16 protein-coding genes and 1 pseudogene are annotated in these 18,631 nt (G+C 43.1%); 4 read left to right on the top strand and 13 right to left on the bottom strand.

The annotated features are described in order from the left end of the window. Positions 1–43: 43 nt before the first annotated feature. The 3 genes from AC787_RS08600 to AC787_RS08590 form a co-directional block, all read right to left on the bottom strand. Entirely contained in the window at positions 44–1,384 is a 1,341-nt protein-coding gene (locus tag AC787_RS08600; protein ID WP_054024401.1) for an ABC transporter substrate-binding protein, read from the bottom strand. Positions 1,385–1,522: 138 nt separating this feature from the next. Further along, positions 1,523–3,079, bottom strand: coding sequence for a response regulator (locus AC787_RS08595; protein ID WP_054024400.1), 1,557 nt, complete (start codon positions 3,077–3,079; stop codon positions 1,523–1,525). Next, positions 3,057–4,829 (bottom strand): sensor histidine kinase, encoded by a 1,773-nt coding sequence (locus AC787_RS08590; protein WP_054024399.1) that lies wholly within the window; start codon positions 4,827–4,829, stop codon positions 3,057–3,059. The genes AC787_RS08595 and AC787_RS08590 overlap by 23 nt, the downstream gene beginning before the upstream one ends. Before the next feature lie 364 nt (positions 4,830–5,193). On the opposite strand from AC787_RS08590, the gene AC787_RS35190 reads away from it, so the two are divergent. Both AC787_RS35190 and AC787_RS35185 read left to right on the top strand, forming a co-directional pair. Beyond that, the gene (locus tag AC787_RS35190; RefSeq protein ID WP_321166144.1) at positions 5,194–5,415 is read left to right on the top strand and encodes a transposase; all 222 of its coding nucleotides are present in this window, start codon (positions 5,194–5,196) and stop codon (positions 5,413–5,415) included. Further along, positions 5,412–5,606, top strand: coding sequence for a transposase (locus AC787_RS35185; protein ID WP_321166143.1), 195 nt, complete (start codon positions 5,412–5,414; stop codon positions 5,604–5,606). The genes AC787_RS35190 and AC787_RS35185 overlap by 4 nt, the downstream gene beginning before the upstream one ends. 268 nt (positions 5,607–5,874) lie before the next feature. Here the strand turns inward: AC787_RS35185 and AC787_RS08580 are convergent, their stop codons facing one another. The 7 genes from AC787_RS08580 to AC787_RS08550 all read right to left on the bottom strand — a co-directional run bounded on the left by AC787_RS08580 (position 5,875) and on the right by AC787_RS08550 (position 11,547). Next, positions 5,875–7,113, bottom strand: coding sequence for a TolB family protein (locus tag AC787_RS08580; RefSeq protein WP_054024397.1), 1,239 nt, complete (start codon positions 7,111–7,113; stop codon positions 5,875–5,877). Between the two features lie 331 nt (positions 7,114–7,444). Beyond that, positions 7,445–8,065 (bottom strand): chloramphenicol phosphotransferase CPT family protein, encoded by a 621-nt coding sequence (locus AC787_RS08575; protein ID WP_054024396.1) that lies wholly within the window; start codon positions 8,063–8,065, stop codon positions 7,445–7,447. 39 nt (positions 8,066–8,104) lie between these two features. Further along, on the bottom strand, positions 8,105–8,719 hold the full coding sequence (locus AC787_RS08570; protein ID WP_054024395.1) for a chloramphenicol phosphotransferase CPT family protein: 615 nt from the start codon (positions 8,717–8,719) through the stop codon (positions 8,105–8,107). Between the two features lie 245 nt (positions 8,720–8,964). Continuing rightward, entirely contained in the window at positions 8,965–9,156 is a 192-nt protein-coding gene (locus tag AC787_RS08565) for a hypothetical protein (protein WP_152970602.1), read from the bottom strand. Positions 9,157–9,342: 186 nt separating this feature from the next. Beyond that, a complete protein-coding gene (locus tag AC787_RS08560; RefSeq protein ID WP_054024393.1) occupies positions 9,343–10,014 on the bottom strand; it encodes an HAD family hydrolase in 672 nt (223 codons plus the stop codon). A 160-nt stretch (positions 10,015–10,174) separates the two neighbouring features. After that, the gene (locus AC787_RS08555; RefSeq protein ID WP_054024392.1) at positions 10,175–10,525 is read right to left on the bottom strand and encodes a hypothetical protein; all 351 of its coding nucleotides are present in this window, start codon (positions 10,523–10,525) and stop codon (positions 10,175–10,177) included. Between the two features lie 161 nt (positions 10,526–10,686). Continuing rightward, positions 10,687–11,547 (bottom strand): Type 1 glutamine amidotransferase-like domain-containing protein, encoded by an 861-nt coding sequence (locus tag AC787_RS08550; protein WP_235560929.1) that lies wholly within the window; start codon positions 11,545–11,547, stop codon positions 10,687–10,689. Between the two features lie 790 nt (positions 11,548–12,337). Between AC787_RS08550 and AC787_RS08540 the strand changes: the two genes are divergently transcribed. After that, positions 12,338–15,079, top strand: coding sequence for an S-layer homology domain-containing protein (locus AC787_RS08540; RefSeq protein ID WP_054024390.1), 2,742 nt, complete (start codon positions 12,338–12,340; stop codon positions 15,077–15,079). Positions 15,080–15,248: 169 nt separating this feature from the next. Here the strand turns inward: AC787_RS08540 and AC787_RS08535 are convergent, their stop codons facing one another. After that, entirely contained in the window at positions 15,249–15,608 is a 360-nt protein-coding gene (locus AC787_RS08535; protein WP_054024389.1) for a hypothetical protein, read from the bottom strand. Between AC787_RS08535 and AC787_RS33125 the strand changes: the two are divergent. Further along, positions 15,562–15,876: pseudogene (locus AC787_RS33125) on the top strand (alpha/beta fold hydrolase); the annotation flags it as partial. The gene AC787_RS08535 and the pseudogene AC787_RS33125 overlap by 47 nt on opposite strands. 323 nt (positions 15,877–16,199) lie before the next feature. Here AC787_RS33125 and AC787_RS08530 read toward each other — a convergent pair. After that, entirely contained in the window at positions 16,200–17,291 is a 1,092-nt protein-coding gene (locus AC787_RS08530; protein ID WP_054024388.1) for a prephenate dehydrogenase, read from the bottom strand. Between the two features lie 4 nt (positions 17,292–17,295). Further along, a complete protein-coding gene (hisC, locus tag AC787_RS08525) occupies positions 17,296–18,393 on the bottom strand; it encodes a histidinol-phosphate transaminase (protein WP_054024387.1) in 1,098 nt (365 codons plus the stop codon). Positions 18,394–18,631: the final 238 nt, after the last annotated feature.

Genomic DNA, 18,631 nt, shown 5'->3' with positions numbered 1-18,631 from the left:
TCGGAAGCCCCTTCCATTTCATTGTGAAAGGACTGCTGGCTGCTTATTTTTTCCCTTTGTATTCCTCAATCTTCTTGTTCGCCAATTCCTCGATTTCCTTCATTGCTGTATCCAAATCCTCATTTTTCAGCCAAAGCGCCTCAAAACGGGAATTAATATCACTACTTAGACCGGGAATACCCGCTTCAAACGGAGTTAATGCATAACCGACTTCACGAGCATCCAGGAAAAACTGCGCATGCTCGGGAAGGTTCCCTTCAAGCACCACTTCGTCTGCTCCCGATACCGAAGGAACGGCATTGCCGCCTCCTTGAAGACGATAGGTTTGACCTTCCTTATTGACGAATTCCGACAAGAAGGTGTACGCCGCCTCTTTATGCTTGCTTGTCTTATTCAGTACCATATAGGCTGTCGGGATACCTGCGGGCTCGATTTTATTGCCGGTATTTGTCGGCCAGGTGACGATATCGTACTCGAGGCCATCGTTTTTCTTGAACAGCGGCAAATACCAGCGCCCTGCGCCGACAAAGCCAACCTGATTGGACATAAACATCGCATCGCCGCCTTGTCCTTTTGGAAGCGTGCCGGCAAATGTAATGTTTTTAGTCTGGATGTTATCATATAAGAATCGGAATGCTTCGACTGCTTTCGGATCCGTGTAGCCGATATATTTGCCGTTGTCGTCATAAACCTTTCCACCGTTAGAGGTTACCCAACTGTGTGTGCTGTTCCATGAATTATCAAGTACGTAACCATATTTGCCGCTTTCGCGGATTTTATCGGTCATTTCCTTAAAGGCATCCCAGCTCCACTTACCCTGTTCCTGCAAATCGGCTGGCATTTCAGTAATGCCTGCGTCCTTTAACACCTTCTTGTTATACCAAAGCACCATCGGGTTATTGTCTACCGTAGCCCCGTATATTTTACCGTCGCGCTGAGCGGCTCCCCATAGGCCCGGGAAGAAATCCTCTTTCTTAACCGCGCTTCTTGCATCATCCATTAACGGTGTGAGTTCCTCGATGCTGCCGTTTTCAATCAGTTTAACAATAAATGCGTCACCGGCATAAAAAATGTCAGGGGCCGTTCCGCCACTCAATTGCGTTAAGATTTTTTGATCGTACTCCCCCGGGATCGGGATTAACTCCGCTTCGATTTCAGGATGCTTCTTGTTAAAATCTTTTGTGAAATCTTGAAATCTTGTTAATTCACCTGGATTTCCCCATGTAGCCCACTTGATTTTTACTTTCCCCTCTTTTGGACCGTTTGTTCCGGCTTCTTCTCCATTAGACACCCCGTTGTTGCCACCATTGCTCGTTCCGCAGGCTTGAATCAAAGCAGACACAGCAATAATCATGATGAGTAGAGACCATTTGAGCTTTTTCATTCTCTTTTTCCTCCCTCAAGATATCTAATTTTCATTCAAAAATATTTTGTAAGCGCTTTAATTATAGTTCATTGTCAAAGTGGGTTTGAACGGTTTATGTTCCGAAAGAGTGTCTTGTTTTCCGCAATTAGCATTATTTTATTTTCGCAACAAACCTTGAAATTCGACTGGAGATACTCCTACGATCTTTTTAAATTGCTTGCTAAAATATTTTACGTCGTTAAAACCGGACTGCTCGGCTACCTCATACACCTTGAGCGATGATCCTTGCAGCAGCTCCTTCGCTTTCTTTACGCGCAAGGCGATCAGGTGGTCGATGAAGTTCTCTCCTGTCACACGTTTGAACATTTCGCTGAAATAATTCCTGCTTACATTTACCGCATCAGCCACTTCCTGCAGGGAGATCGATTCCCTATAATGGCTCTTGATATAAGCAGCGGCCTCCATTACAATCCTTTGGTGCAATGTTTTATCCGGCAGCGGAGAGTCTTCACCGCCTACGATTGTTTGGTAGCCATCTTTCACATGTTGAATGACCTCAGTGACATAACCAAGCCTGCCGAGCTCCCGAATTTTCCGGATGATGGAAGAATCCGTGTCCTTGAATACGGCAAACAGGCTAAGCAATTCCTCTGCTTCCTGCAGCACTTCCTCTTTCGATCGATATTGCGGTAACCAATGCTTCATGATTTCATTTATCATTTGTTCCGATCTAGAATGAAAGCCCATCGTTAGCGACTCTTTGAGTTCGTGTAATGCTGCCGCAAAAGGATAAGGCGATGCCGAAATGGAGTCCGTTTGCTCCTCAGCAGCAAGCAAGCGGCACGGTCCGCGGAAGAAACCGACCGCGAGCACTTTCACCGCCTCCATGTAGGCATTCTGAAGGTCAAGATAATTCTCATAAACGACGCTGAGTCCTATGGATACGTGCAATAGGTTTGACTCCGTATGCTGCGAAAACTGCTCGATAAGCTCATAAAACATGACATGCGAGTTTGGGTGTACAGGAAGAGCAGTCAAAATCAAGTCCGGACGAAGCATGACCGACACAAAGGAACCAAATGCTTGATAGAGTACCTGTTTGAGTACTTCTCCCAGCTCCGTTAGGAGATCATTCCTTTCAGCATCCGTTTTGCCAAATACGTTGATCCCCAAAGCGGCAATACGGTAGCTTTCTTCCGGGCATTCTGTCTTTATTCGTTCGATAGCAGCCGGGTCACCGCAGAGCGCCTTGCAAAATGTCTTCTCCAGCATTTTCAGCTTATTAGCAAGCTGTTGGTCTTCAAACTGCTGAACGATTTGTCTGTTCTCGCTTTCTTCCTGAAGCTTTTTTTTCATTTGATTCAGAACCGTTGTGAGTGAATCCGAGTTCAGTGTCGGCTTCAAGATGTAATCGCTGGCCCCTAACCGGATTCCTTCCCGTACATATTCAAAATCATTATGACAGCTGAGCAGCAACACCTTGACCCAAGGACATAATTCTTTAGTCTTGCGCGTGAGCTCGAGTCCATCCATTACAGGCATAGCAATGTCGGTGATCAATATATCAATCTCTTTACTCTGAATCCATTTCATTGCATTTTGCCCGTTTGATGCTTCACCAACCAATGTAAATCCATGTCTCTCCCAATCAAAAGTGGTACGAAGCCCGGTTCGCGCTAGCTTCTCGTCATCAACCAATAGCACTCTGTACATAGGTCTCCTCCTTTGGATCGGCAATCGTAATAAGCACCTTTGTCCCTTCGTTTTTGATGCTTGAGATGCTGAGGCCGTATATATTTCCGTAATATAACTGGATGGTCTGATGAACATGATTCAGCCCGATATTGGTCATCCCTTTATAGCTGCGTTCTTTATCGTTCATTTTCAGTTGATGAAGCCTTCCCTCATCTATTCCGATACCGTCGTCTGTTATTTGGATCACGATATTTTGTCCGTGTTGTTCGACTTCGATATCAATCGATCCATCAGCATCCTTTGGAGCGATCCCATGGAAAATAGCGTTCTCGACGATAGGCTGAAGCAGCATTCGTGGAATTTGTATTTTTTTGAGCTCCTCCCGACAATGGATGTTTAAGCTGATTTTGTTATCATAACGGTATTCTTGAATGATCATATATTTTTGGAGCAGTTCAAGCTCCTCCCCGAGCGGAATGAAAACGCCATTCCGTTCAAGACTGCCTTCCAATAATTGAACCAGCGTAGTGACGGCGTTGTCGACATCATTGGTCCGGTTTAATTTAGCCATCCACCTTATCGAGTTCAGCGTATTATAAAGAAAGTGAGGGTTAATCTGATAGCGGAGCGCTCGAACCTCCGCCTTTTTTTTCTCTGATTCCTCCTTGGCGATTCGGGCGATTAACAGATCGATCTGTTTGATCATTTTATTAAAACTGCGGCCCAGCTGCCCAATCTCGTTCCGGCCGACAATTTTGCTCCGGACGGTCAGGTCGCCGTTCTCGCCTTTACGCATCAATCGGCTCAGATTAACTAACGGATTACCGATTTTAAAGGTTACGAAATACCCCATGCCTATTGCAGAAAGGATGCAGCAAAGTGCAATCCACATCGTGAATTTCCGGATACTGGCCGAGTCAGCTGTCAGTTCCTCCAGAGGTACAACCCCAACCACATCCCAGCCGTTATACAGGCGTTCCGGAATGACCAGCGTGCTTTTATTGTCTTTGTTATATTCCGTCGCTTGCGAAGGAAGGATGATCTTGGACTCCTTTCCATACTGATTAGAATCCGGATGATAGAAATAACGGTTCTTGTCATTAGTGACGTAGATGTAACCCGTATCCCCAAATTGAACACGGTTAAGCTCATCGATCAGAACCTCGCCCATAATCTCAAAGAACATCACGCCGATAATGTCGCCGGTTTCCCAGCTTCGTATGGCGCGGCCAAGGCCGAATACAGGAAACCCCATTTCCGTTTTCTTTAAATAAGAGCTTTGAGAGAGTCCGAACCAAACGGCATTACCATTCGCTTCCAATATTGCTTTATACCAGTCGGAATCCCATTGATCCAGAGACACCAAGGAGTCCGAGCTTAAAACCGAATTGTTGCGGTTCACATCGAATATGTAGATATCGAGAATTTCTGATGAATTGATCATGATGGATGTTAGAATGTCTTGTCCATCTTGAATCTTGAGTGTGGTTTCATACAACTTCTCTTTCGATTGTTCCTTCAAAATATTGTGGATGACCTTACTGTTTAACACCATCATGGACGAATCATCAAGCTTTTTGAAATAAAGGTTCAGCTTGTCACTCACCTGTGTAATAGTAAGCGAGGCTACCTTACTGACTTGTTCCTCTACGATAGAGGACGATTTATGATAAGACAAAAAACCCATGACCAGAACGGGGAGCGTCATGCCGATAAAGCAGAACCAAAAGAGTTGGACTACAATGGAATGAAAATGACGGAAACGCATGGTCGTTCCTCCTTTATATTCAACATTAGTTAGCTGAACCTCTATATTACTTAAACTATAACAGCGCTTACAATAGTTCATATTAAAAATATATTATCTTCTACTCTTTCTCTTTTTTTATGAAGGAGCATTTTGCAATAATCAAAGCCCTCGAACCATAAGGTTTTCTGAGCATAATAAAGAGACTTCACCCTGACTTGGAGAAGTTTTCAAGTAACCAACCCGAAAACGAGCCAAGCAAGTGAAATCACTTGTATATTCTCCAAGAAAGCCTATTTTCCTTTATCAAACTGTAAAAACTTGAATCCAAAGAACGACTGCCTATCTTCTTCAGCGCCTGTAACTTGCATCCTTTTGCCAAAGAATTGAGTGCAACTCATACCGAGGTGCTGATGGACATCGCAGACAAGGGATTCTTCTCGCCTTACTTGCAGCACCGCTTGAGAACATCGATACATTTACCGGCCTGCATCGCCGTTTGGACGTGGATCTTCGCTTCAATTACCAATGCAGGCTTCGGCTTGATCGGGAAGCTCCTTCGGTAGCGACGTTAATCCGCGTCTTCGCCGAGATGACAATGAACTGACTGGAAATGCCAACTGGGGTGCGAAGTTCGACTCCTTCCGCAACAAAGTCAAGTGGTTCGGCTACAAGCTTCATCTTGACATTGATACCACAAGAGAGCTACCTATGGCGCTATCGATTACACCGGCTCATGTTAATGACGGCGATATGGCCCCTGCTCTGATAAAAGATACCGTTACCGAAAACCGATAATAAATATGGCAGTTTTGACGATCTTCTTAACCAACTGGCAATCGCATTTGAAATTGGATTAGAACCTCTGGACAAAAGAATAATGACAGAACTCATAATTGAAAAAAATAATTCCCAATAAAGTTACAGAGATACATTTCAAATGGGGGGAAATAGCGGGGTGGCCCGCACTCATAACACAAACATAATGAGCTTTTTAAAAAATCCCCAATAAATGTCGGGGATCTGATTACGTTTATTTTTATGTCGTCTGAAAACCAACCTCACATTAAAGCTTCGGCGAATAAATTACCGGTGAATCGGCATTTTTCAGCCATAGGCTTGCTTCACTTCCGTCAGGATTGGCAAGCCAGATATTAGCGTCTTTATAATAATATTTTCGTCGTATCCAAATCATTTTATCGGCGGAACGGATGTAATTGGGACTGTAATCAGCATATCCTTCCGGAGGACCCGTAATTTGGCTTTGCTTACCCGAGACTGTGTCTATAACAAATAAAACCGGAAGAGGATGCATAGAAAAGTCATTCGACCATTCCGCTTCTTTAATTCGGGAGACAAAGATCGTATTGTCATCCTTCCATGCGAAATCCAAGTCGGCATAGTTCTCGGGCGTATAGGTTGCGAATGCAGGGAATTCCTTCGTTTTTAAATCTTTATCCTTAAATCCGAACACCAGTCTTCCTCCCCCTGCAATATACGCTAAATTGTCTTTCGATGGCGCCCATTTCGGAAGTCCGACTTCCAGAATGATCTCATCCAATACTTCAAATTGATGGCCGTCCGATGAGATCGCGCAAACCATATTGCTGTCCATAGACCAAGATGCGGTCGGTGATACAACAAAAGAAAGCCAGCGGCCACTCGGTGAAAAAGAAAAATTACTGGGATCGATCGCAATAATCTTTGAACCGTTACTTGATATCTCATTCGGCAGCATAAGGAATTTGTCTACATTCTCCAAATACCCCGCCTCCGCCCAATTCCGTGGAAGAACCTTCCTATAAAGTAACCCTCCCGTCCATCCTTCCGGCGTGAGAGCGCCACTCTTTGATAAGATGAATCCGCTACCGTCAGGAATCCAGATATATTCACCAACTCCAATTGCAGCGTTATTGAATTGCTTGAAGTCGGAAACGTTAAGAACGGTACCGTCTTTATAAGCGAGAATTTCACCGCTGGGAGACCACTTCGGCATATACCCTCTTTTATAGATTTTAATCGTTTTCTTGGCGCTGACATCATAGATATGAACGCTCTGCTGAGGCGGGTCCCCTCCATCTTCTTCTACATAGGAAAGTAACTTTCCATCAACGGACCAAGCCGGGCCCATCGCCCTCCCCGATTTCGATACCTGAATCTCCGTACCATTCACATATACCCATACGTTACCGTCCCGCATAAAAGCAACTTTCGCTAGCACCTTCATCGAGCCATGAATGGATTCAACTGGATGATATACAATGAAAAAGATGGCAATCGCTATGACAATCTTTCGAAAAAACATAAGCACTCACCTACTGGAAATTTAGTTTCCATTAAGAATGCCCTTTATTATGGAAAATCACTCTGTTTAACGCACACATTTCCAATTTATGCAAGAAAAAAGAGGAGCTGCCGAAGCATGCTCCTCCACTATCGTACCCGTTAGCTTAATAAAATGAGCAGGCCACTGTAGCGCCTGCTCATACATGTGTGTTTTTCAACTATCGTTACCCTATAATTGAATAGAAACGGGGGTTCAGGCTTAATATCTTACGTAGTCTGACCCCAGCCATACCTGGTAGATAATACGACTGTTCCGCTTTCCGAGTCGTTTCAGAGTGGATACTCCACACCTAAGTCATGGCCTCAAGACGCTGGAAAGCTGAGGGCGGTGGCTCCTCTTCGAGGCGCTGGCGGATCAGGGCGGCACACTCTTCGGAACTGAGCACCGAGGTGTCAACCTCCAGGTCATAGATACCAGGCATATGGACAGCCTGCTGCCACAATCTCACCGGCTTTGGCACAGATCCGTCCTCTTCGTAGCCGGAATTCCAGGTAGCGATCCGCCGCTGCATGACAACCTCTAATGGGCATCGCACACCCACAAACAAAATCGGCAGTCCACTCAGGATCCGGGCACAGCTGGGAAGAATCCCCCGCGGGATCGAATAAGCATCGTGGTGACCGACATCAACTACAACATTCAGCCCCAGGCGGCTGTGCGCAGCAATAGCCTCATACATGGCTTGATAAAGGGTCACAATGAGTGGCTCAAGGTCGGGGCGTTCCCCACCTGGCCGAAGCCCAATCCCTGGCCGGTAGCGTTCAGGGGTCATCTGCATGAACCGGTCGACTCCCATGTTCATCCACACACCCTCGAACGTATTCTGAATCACAGTGGCAATACTGGACTTCCCTGACCGCGGAGTCCCGTTTAAAATAATAATCTGTCCGGGCTTATCTACCTGTAACATTTGCTTCCCCCTTGATTGTAATGAATAGAAGTTCCTGCTCTAAACCTCAAGACGCTGGAAAGCTGAGGGCGGTGGCTCCTCTTCGAGGCGCTGGCGGATCAGGGCGGCACACTCTTCAGAACTGAGCACCGAGGTGTCAACCTCCAGGTCATAGATACCAGGCATATGGACAGCCTGCTGCCACAATCTCACTGGCTTTGGCACAGATCCGTCCTCTTCGTAGCCGGAATTCCAGGTAGCGATCCGCCGCTGCATGACGACCTCTAATGGGCATCGTACACCCACAAACAAAACAGGCAGTCCACTCAGGATCCGGGCACAGCTCGGAAGAATCCCCCGCGGAATCGAATAAGCATCGTGGTGCCAGACATCCACCACGACATTCAGTCCCAGACGGCTGTGTGCAGCAATGGCTTCATACATGGCTTGATACAGGGTCACAATGAGAGGCTCAAGTTCAGGGCATTCTCCTCCGGGCCGAAGCGAGATCCCAGGCTGGTAGCGTTCAGGGGTCATTTTCTTGAACTGACTGCCCCCCACGTTCATCCATACACCCTCAAACATATTCTGGATCGCGGTGGCAATGCTGGACTTCCCAGCACGCGGATTGCCGTTCAGAATGACTATTTGTCCGAGTTTATCTTCTTGTGACATGCGTTTCCCTCCATACAATGATTTCGTTCATACTGTGAATGTTTTTTCCATCTTTGGAAGCTACAATAGAGATTGTAGCAACTATACGGATAATGGAATAGTCTGTAAATTTATTATAATAAGGCGTAAAATTGAATTAGAAAATAATCTTATCTTGTTGTGCTATCCTGCCCGTTAGCGTAACGAAGAGGTATCACGCGGCAGCCCTTCTGGTGTTCAACTATCGTTACCCGTTAGCTCAAAGGCTATCTGAACGGGGGAGGGTTATTATTCAACTTTCGTCTTCTAATGAAAATTTCATTTACTGCAATTCCAGCTAGTATGGCGACTGGTATCATGTCGTACAAATTAAAATGCTCGTCTACGGTATACCTAAGGAGAAAATAAGTCAATGCGCCAAATCCGATAACTCTGAGCACAACCCATCGGTTCATCAACAATCCCCCCCCCTATCAACACTAACATTCACGCATCAATAATACCACATCTTGGAACTATACTGCCCGTTAGCTTAATAAAATGAGCAGGCCACCTCAGCGCCTGCTCATCCATGTGAATTATTCAACTATCGTTACCCGTTAGCGTAACAATCATGCCGCAAGCAATCTTTATTGTGATGAGATTTATGATAGATGTTCATAGAGTTCATTTAAAGTCGTTATCGTTCGCTCAACAGGCCTTTCAAGACGTTCATTCCGCCTGTTTAACCAGATACCTCTCATATTGAGCTTTTCACAAGGAGCGATATCTGACGAAAAATCATCACCTATGTATGTTATCTCGTGCAGGTGTTTACCAGCAATTTCAGATGCTATTTTAAAAATCCTTGTATTTGGCTTAGAGAATCCAACGTCCCCTGAGGCAATCAAAACTTCGAAGTGATCCGAAATTCCCATTCGTTCAAGCTTCTGTCTTTGTTGATTTAGATCACCATTCGTAATAATACCTAGACGATAACCTTTTAATTTCTGAAGACAAGGGATAACATCTTCATAGGGCTTCCAATTGTTTTCGAAACTCTTTAAATAATATTGAAAATGCCCCACAGCTTCACTATCCTGAAGCTCGCCCATAAGTTCTTTTATCCTTTCGATTTGTTGTTGCTCAAAGGACAACTCGCCTTGTAAAAACCGTGAATAATGTTTTTTTCCGATATTGCACCATTCTTGATAAAAATCATTTTGATTAACAGTAAAATTGAATAAAGAGCTGTATTGGTTGTGAAACTCATGCACGGCTAAGAACTCTGCACCCTTAAAATCTAGAAGGGTCCCATCTAAATCAAAGAAAATCATTCTTGTTCCTCCACTAGAGATTGAAGTATTTACTATTAATACTTCTTTAAAGTTATTGCGCTAATACAATGAGCAGGCCACCTCAGCGCCTGCTCATCATGTATGTTATTCCACTATCGTAACTGTTAGCTTAGCGGTTGCTGATTAAAAATAGCACAATTTAATTTAGAAATTCCTCCCATAAATAACCGTCATTCATTTGGAAGAGTACTCCTAGGATACCGAGTGTCCTAAAGGTTACTTTTTTCCCGCTTTCAAATTCGTAGTTTAATTCATACGAAACGAATATCCCTATATCCCTAATATGCGAAGATTTGAATCTTATTTTCTCTCTATCTTTAAAGCATACATCTTCATATTCAACATAGTCACAATTAATCCCGTATTCTTGTACAAGCCAATTCTCAAATTTTTCATCAGAAGGCTTAGTGATTAGCATCAATATTAAAAGTATAATCAGTAATATTGGAATTGAATTTAAAGCCCTTTTTACATATGCTCCTCTGTTCATAACACCCCCCCCCCCCCTTAAATTGCTGCACTCTTGTGCGAATTAGCTCAACAAGGCTACCATTTCATGTCGGTAACTTCGCCCTGGTGATTGTTCAACTATCGTCACCCGTTAGTTGAATCGCTTTCCAATGAAACAGTGATGTCCTCACTTAGAATAAGTTATGTTAATATTAGTATTGATTGGTCATCATTCAATCTTGTAACTTCACAATTTTGAAGGGTTTCAAAATCCCTTATTCTTTCTTCTATAGTTCTACCAGCATCATCCTTAAACAAATCTTCTCTATCGTAATGAGGAAAAATGAGTTTGTCAGTTATGTCTAATGCAGTAAAATCGTTCATATTCAATGTGTTCATTTCAGGGGTGAAGAATTGTACGATTTTAATGTTCGGTCCAAGTAGTAGCGCATCAGCACTTACTCCTACAATAACTATGTTCTGCGCTGCTAATTTTTTTAAAATGTCATGGGCTCCACTTTTAATCGTATGAAATAATAAATTGAATGGATTCCCACCGCTTATATATATTACATCTTTCTGAGTAAGTAATTCTGGATTATCGAACTCTAAATCAATAAAATCAACATTCCGAATTCCCATCGCACTAAAGTCTGCTTTGGCTTTTTGTGCGAACCTGTTATTCTCTTTTTTAGGTGAAGCAGTTGTAATGATACTAGCTTTTAAGTGACTAACTTCTCCATCCACTAAATTCAAAAAGGTGCTTTTAATTGACTCCGTATGAAATCCACATGAAGTTTGTAATAATTTAGTCACAGCAACTCCCCCTTCTATCGGTCGAATTCTCGTTATATTCACTTTCCATACAATACCACATTTTGGGACTATCCTGCCCGTAAGATTAACAAAGAAAGGAACAGCTGCCGCAGCAATCTGCTCCTTAATTGTTGAACTATCGTTACCCGTTAGCATTCCTGTAGATTCATTAATTTGGACTTTGAATAAAAAAGAGCGCCTCTGCATGATAATTAACGTCTGGCAGGTATTTACGATTACCTTCACCGAATCTGACATTTCCGTATTTTTACATACCAAGTCAAAAATGACTCAACCATATGTTTTGAGTCGCATACCGCAGCCTTTGGCAGACAGGCCAATTCATAAGCAAAAAAAAACCACCCCGAAGGGTGGTCCGTACTCATGATGAGCACTGTAGGATTTGGATAGGAGTGGAGAGTCCTGTCCTGAACCTGTAGAGTTACATTCATTAAAAAGCTACCTCATATGGAGAGCACTGAAAAAGCCACGTTCTCGAAAAACACAGCTGAATTAGGGGTTATTATGTCTCTCTGAGCTCGAAAAGAGCCTTAGAATCGATTCTAGAGGCTTATATTGTACACCTAAGTAGAGTCATTTTTTAGAATATGGCGTTACCCCTAAAATGACCAGATTGTGACTATCACTGAACTTTTGTAGACAACGTGAACCCATGCTATTTCCCCGCATTTCAGGATCAATTGCGAAATGTTCGATTCGATATAGGAATATTGCTGGGTCTTCCAATAGAAGAAAATTCCATAGTTAGTGAACCTCCTGATCTTGCTGCCCATATTCTACTACGATATTAGAGCTCTCTCAAGTTGTCGCTTACCCTAACTTAAATTATCATTCATTTTATTAAAACTTCCTCAAAACGATAATATTATTTATTTAAATATTATATTTTTAACAATTTTTATTGTTACTCAGCAGTTTTTTTTACAAACCACTGCAATTCTGTAACATGTAAATTTACAATGTACCTCTATAATGAAATCTATAACTTACTTCAACATAAGGAGATTACAAAAACATGAACAGCAAGCTTAAGTCTTTAATTTGCACCTCAGCTGCCTTTTTAGTGCTCACACAGGGTTTGGCAACGGTGTCTGCAGCAGAGATTACTCCTTCCGCTAATACAACTGGAAAGTGGATGTCAGGGGAATTACACGTGCATACCATACAATCGGCTGATGCATCGGAGCAATATGTGGAAATGAAAAATGTACTCGACGCAGCATTTCGAGAAAATCTTAATGATTTTCCTTCTGCAGCAGGTATTTCACTGAAGTACGGGAATCCTTTTGATTTCGTAATGCTATCGGATCATCTTCGCGATTCACCGCGAGACCCAGAGGGCAAGGCTAAATTAACTGCTCGTTGGGATGCGATTAAAGATCAGCAGGACAAGATTACACAGCTCAAAGATGCTGGAAAATATAAAGATAAATTGATTTACTCTGGTTTTGAGTGGGACATGATGGGTTTGGATCATGGTTCTGTAGGTATTATTGATTCTAAAAGTAATGAAGTGCCGATTGAGGGTATTCACGAATTCGAGTGGTTGTACAGCTACGATACAGCTCCAGCTAGATTTAATTTAGATGAGGCTGCAAAGTGGGGACCAAGACCTGCTAAGAATGATTTGAAGCCTGATAAAAGTAAAACTGTCGAAGCCATTGAGTGGCTGAAAAAGAATTACCCAGAGAGCTATGTGATGTTTAATCATCCTTCTAGACATAATGGCGACTCGACGGGTGTTGTCACGATCGAGGACCTTCGCAAGATGAATGATGTTGCTCCTGAAATCGTGTTTAGTATGGAAGGGATGCCGGGTAACCAGATGGCAGCCGGTAAGAATAGAGCGGAATTAGATGACATCTACGGTGGAGCTGACGTTATGGTCGCAAAAGTCGGCGGCATGTGGGATGCTATGCTTGGTGAAGGTCGCCACTTCTGGAATTTTACGAATTCTGACTTCCATTTTAAGGTGAGCAGCAATCGAAAGTATTCAAGTGGTTACTGGCCTAGTGAATACTCAAGAAACTATACTTGGGTCGAGGGTAATACCTTTAAGGATGTTGTAAATGGTATGCGTTCCGGTAAATCCTACTCTGTTTATGGCGATCTCATCAATGATCTTGACTTTAAAGTAGCTGGAAATGGCAATCAAGCTGAGATGGGTGAGAATCTTCAAGTAACAGAAGGGGATCTTACGACAATATCGATTCGCTTCAAGAGTCCAGACCATAATAACTATGAACAAATTACTGCGCATGAATCGACTGTTACTAATAATGTAAATGTCGATCATGTTGATCTAATCTCTGGAGAAGTGACTGGCAAGATAGACAAAAGTGAATATGCTAGTAATACAACAAATGAAACGACGAAAGTGATTAAACGTTTTACGAAAGAAGATTGGGGACAACCAGATGCTGAGGGCTATTATACGGTCTCCTATAAAGTGCCCGCAGATAAAAACCGCTATTATCGTTTGCGCGGTACGAACCTGGGTACAGATGTTGAAGGCTTCACAACTAACGGCGAGCCTTTAAAAGATAAATCGTATGACTATTCAAATACTCCAACTGAGCAGGAGAACGAAGAACGTTTCAATAATATTAACGACCGTAGCTATGCAGGCTTGTGGTTTTACTCCAACCCGATCTTTGTTAATGTAGCGGCATTCAGTGACGAGCAGGCAATTACCGATACGATTGCTAATGTAACGTCAACACTTGGTAATACAAGTGCGATTACCAGTAATGTTGCCCTTCCTTCTGAAGGCGTGCACGGAACAGGGATTGTATGGAAGAGCAGTAATGTGAATGTCATTCGCATCGATAACAATAATGCGGTAGTTACACGTCCATCCGCTGGCATGGATGATATGACTGTCACGTTGACTGCAACGATAACTCGCGGTGAGAAAAGTGAAGATAAACAGTATACCTTTATTGTGAAGGCATACCCTATTATCAGCGTGCCGGATAATGGATCTAATAAGCCGTATGCTTCCGTTTCAGGCAGCGGAGGAACTGTTGCGGCATCTTCAAACGGAACGGTTACAATAACTCCAGATAAAGGCTATCAAGTGAAAGATGTAACAATCAATGGGGTATCTAAAGGAGCACTCACTGTATTGACTGGTCTGAAATCTTCTGATCAGGTTGTTGTGACCTTTGAGATCATTCCAACGGAACCAACTGAGCCTACTAAACCAGCTGTTAGGTTTAATGATGTTACAAACCACTGGGCGTCTTCATCCATTAACTATGTTGTAGAACGTGAATTGTTCACGGGTACAGCGGCAAATACGTTTAGCCCAGACGGAACCATGACTCGTGGTATGCTGGTTACGGTTATGCACCGCTTAGCTGGTAAGCCTAATGCAGGGTCAACTCACTTCAAAGATGTGATTAAGAATGCTTATTACAGTGATGCAATAGCTTGGGCAAGTCAAAATCACATCGTAAATGGGGTTGATAGTACTCATTTTGCTCCAGATCAGGCAATCACTCGTGAACAGCTTGCACAGTTGTTCTTCAATTATGCAAAAGCTAACAAATTAAATGTTAACGCTAGTCAGTCCTTATCCGCATTCACAGATGCAAACCAAATCTCAACTTGGGCAACTGATGCGATGAAGTGGTCCGTAAACAACCATTTACTTTACGGTAAAGGGAAAGGGCTACTTGATCCGAAGGGTATCGTGTCGCGTGCTGAAGTTGCAGCGATTATCAATCGTTTTATGACTAACTTCAACATGTAATTACCTTTTTTGAAACCAAAGTGCACCCCTTAGAATATTCATGTGGCAAAAGCCCAGCGGGCTTAACTGATGAATGCTAAGAGGTGCATTTTTTGCGACATGATTTTCAAGCCTGGATTATAACTGATAGGGGTAGAGCCAACATTTTGAAGATTTTATACGCTAAGCATTAGCGGACGCTCCAAGCAGCTTTGCGAGCCTCATGAACCTGCTTTAAATGCGCTCTGAGTTCCATGTTAGAGAGACCTACAACTAAGTCTTTACATGGGCTGCCGCCGTTACAGGTTAAACAGATAGGTTCTTCTGCATATGGGCAATTACCATTTACACATGCCCTACAGAAGCCATAGGGATTATCGATCACATTTTGCTTTTGATCACGCCAGAGCGTTTCCAGGATATCGTATGGAATTTCTTCATCCTTATGAATCTCATGGATTTCCCCATTCATATCAAAGCTAAATACACCTTGTTTGAAAACCGTTTCAAATGCGCTGGGCAAAGGATTATCTTCGTATCCCAGTAACACGCCTCCCCCATTCGATAGGACTTTTTTTCCACAGGTTACCATCTATGATAACGTTAGATTACAGCATCGGCTGGTGACCGAAAAATTCGGAATTCAAAAGATTGCTCCCATAGTTGGGTGGTCCATGGGAGGCATTCAGGCATTTCAATGGGGTGCAAGTTATCCAGAGATGGTGGAACGGATTGCACCTTTCGCCGGAATTGCCAAGCATTGGCCCCCTACATTTGTGGTCCTGGACGGTATGAAAGCTTCGCCACTGTCTGCATTAAACTAAACCAGTTGACTTCTGATGCTTCCGAATGACAACTTTCTTTATGGTTTTTGACCATTTTATTTAGATGGAGACAATTACAATTAATAAGTTAAACAAAATCAATTTCTAGTAAAATCGAGGTACCTTTTTTCAAAAAAAAACCACCCCGAAGGGTGGTCCGTACTCATGATGAGCACTATAGGATTTGGATAGGAGTGGAGAGAAACCATACTGTACCTTTATTATATGTATACGCTTCCATTTTGTCAACAAGCGTTTTCATTTTGTTTTAGATTAATTGTAAACGCTTTTTTAAACCAAAAATGACGAACACCCGATTAAAGGTGTACGTCATATCCTTTAGCAGTAAGTACAATTACCGCTTGATCCAAGTACTCTTGGCTCCGGAATGAAAGTCTTAGAACGCCCGGCACGTCCTCCCTGCTTTCAATAATATGAATGTTGCTCAAGTTGATAAGACTGTTCCCAAGTTCGCTCGTGATTTTACCAATAATACCAGGATGATCTGGAATATCGACGTAACAGTCAAAAGCAGAATGAATCATGCCTTTACGGCGCTCAGGCATTTTGCTTCGGAATTGACCCGCTGTTTCAAAAGCTTCTGCAATTGCATTACCGTCAGAGCTCTCCAACATGGACACAAATTTATCCGTTTCTTTGCTCCAATCGCGCAGCAGCTCAAGCAAAACCTTCCGATTATTAATTAATATATCACGCCAAATAATCGAATCACTTGATGCTATCCGTGTAATATCGCGGAAGCCCCCTGCTGCTAACGATTCATATAGCTCATTATTTTCGTTATATCCACGAATTTGATTGACAAGCGAAACGGCAATGATATGCGGCAAATGGCTGATCGCACCTGCAATCTCATCATGCTTTTTCGCGTCAACTTTTACGATATTCGCTTTCGTATGGCTAAGAAGATCAACTAAGCGCTCGACTGCTTCCTCAGGTGTATGATCATCAGGTGTTAGCACATAGAAGGCATTCTCGTATAAATGCGAAGACGCTGCTTCAACTCCAGTTCGCTCAGAGCCCGCCATCGGATGCCCGCCAATAAATGTAGCTTGTCCAAAATCTAGCGATTTCGCACATGCCATAACAGAAGCCTTTGTACTCCCAGCGTCCGTAATAATACAGCCTGGCTTTAATTTAAAAGCACTCAGCTTCTCGATATATTCCTCTATATTGCCGACCGGTACACAAACGAATATAAAGTCAGCTCGCTCGGCCGCTTCTTGCATTGACGTAGTCGCATAATCAACCACACCCCGCTGCACATATTTCTCTACCTGCGAGGGACGATTCGAATGCCCGATTACCGTAATATCTGGTTTTCCTTTAAAACAAAGGGCGATCGAACCACCGATCAGCCCTACTCCAAAAATCGCTACAGTCGTCATAACTTTATCCTTGCACCGCCGCTTCCTGCAAAACCTGTTCTAATGCCGTAATGAATTTTTCATTTTGCTCGCTCGTACCCACTGTAATCCGAATATGATTTGGGTAGTACGTCCAGCGCGGTCTTGAAATAATCCCTCTGCGCAGTAAACCGTCGAACACCTCTGGTGATGGACGGTTCACATCGACCATTACAAAATTACCGTAAGCAGGGTAGTAGGTTAAGCCTAAGCGATCAAATTGTTCGGATAAATAAGTTAAGCCTTGTTTATTTTGATCACGGCAGTAAGCTATAAAAGCTTTGTCCGCTAATGCAGCTTTCGCTGCTGCTTGCGCTGCTCGTGACGTATTGAATGGCTCACGCACCTGATTGGTAAAACGAATCACGTCTGGATGGCCAACGCCATAACCAATCCGCAATGCTGCTAAACCGTAAATTTTTGAGAAGGTCCGAAGAACGACTAAATTGCTGTGCTCGCGCAGCAATTGTATCCCATCTGGAAACTGTGGATCATCGATATATTCCCCGTAAGCTTCATCAAGTACGACCAGTACGTTCGTTGGCACTTGCTTCAGAAACTCAGACAGTTCCGGCAGCGTCACAATGGTACCTGTTGGGTTGTTCGGATTGCAAATCCAAATGATTTTTGTACGTGCAGTAATTTTAGCCAGCATTGCAGGCAAATCATGTTTGCCATCTTTAAGAGGAACCTCTACGATCGTTGCATTCTCAATTTCTGCATTATGCTTGTATTGCGGGAAAGTTTCATCCGCCATAATCGTTTCGTCACCAGGAACGATAAACGCTCTATTGATCATAAGAATAATTTCACTCGAGCCTGTGCCAAAAATAATTTGGTTAGTATCTACGCCAAGCTCTTCCGCAAGTGCAGCCGTTAGTTCAACGCTCGCACCATCTGGATAAATATTAAAATTGCCCAATTCTTCAATGACCGCCGCTTTCACTTGCTCAGAACAGCCAAACGGATTTTCATTAGATGCAAGTTTGATGACTTCTTTTAACCCTAGCTCCCTCTTTACATCTTCAACCGGCTTTCCAGGTTGATAGACGGGAAGGTGGACGATATTACTTTTGGGCTGCATGAGCCGTTCACCTCTTTTATAATTGACTAGTCTCATTACTCGACATCCATTGTCTCATATCTGTGTTAGGTTTTAAAGTTTTTTTAATACAAGATTAGTCTATTGCTCAAGATTATTGCGAATTTGTGATTTATGATTGACGAACTCATTACTCAGCAGGTTCAATTCATTTAAAACAAGGGTTCTGATTCGAATAACGGACACCAGAGACCTTATTTGCTGATTATCTTGCTTTTAC

It is taken from the genome of Bacillus sp. FJAT-28004, from assembly GCF_001280845.1.
Lineage (GTDB): Bacteria > Bacillota > Bacilli > Paenibacillales > Paenibacillaceae > Pristimantibacillus.
The sequence above is the reverse complement of the archived record's forward strand: the minus strand, read 5'-3'. Positions and strand labels throughout refer to the sequence as shown.